This window comes from Mesorhizobium sp. M4B.F.Ca.ET.089.01.1.1 (assembly GCF_004022605.1).
Lineage (GTDB): Bacteria > Pseudomonadota > Alphaproteobacteria > Rhizobiales > Rhizobiaceae > Mesorhizobium > Mesorhizobium abyssinicae.
The window spans coordinates 1-638 of sequence record NZ_RZOS01001164.1; the positions used below are offsets into that span (position 1 = coordinate 1).

At 60.7% G+C, this 638-nt stretch carries 1 pseudogene; it reads right to left on the reverse strand.

What is annotated here, in order from left to right:
* Positions 1-638 (reverse strand): annotated as a pseudogene (locus EN780_RS36605) (IS66 family transposase); the annotation flags it as partial.

Below are 638 nucleotides of genomic sequence, written 5' to 3' on the forward strand. Positions count from 1 at the left end.
CCTTTCTTCCTCGCCTTTAGGGCATCGACGAAGCGCCGCCTCGAACGGCCCATGCATCCAAGATGCGTTGCCCCTTCCAGCGTGCGCCAAGCGGAATAGCCATCACTCATCACTATGCCGCGGTAATCGCCCAAGAAGGTCTGCGGGTGTATCTGGCGGCGGCCCGGTTGATAATCGAGCAGCACGATAGGCTCGTCACTGTCCTCGCCGCTCCGGTATTCCCACATGTATGAGGTGCTGGCGGCCTCTCAATCCTTTTCCTTCAGGACCTGAACAGTCGTCTCGTCGCCATGGATGAGGGGCTGCGATCTGAGCCGCAGCTTCAGGGCGTCATAGATGCGGGAGAGATGCTTTTCGCTCGAGCCGATCACCCAGTGGCCCAGAGCGCCACGGCTGACAGGAACACCCGCGCGCTCGAAGGCGTGCGCCAGGCGATAGAGCGGCGTGCCGTAGACGTATTGTGAACGAGCGCGAAGGCCAGCGTCGAAGCCGTAGCGATGCTGCCCGGCAAGGGTTGTGCGGGCATCGGCGGTCACGACCGGCGTGTTGAAGCTGGTACGGTCACAAGGGCGGCAAGTATATTTGAACCGCACATTCTGCAAAACCTTCGCCTTCACCTCGATATGAAGTTGCTCGGT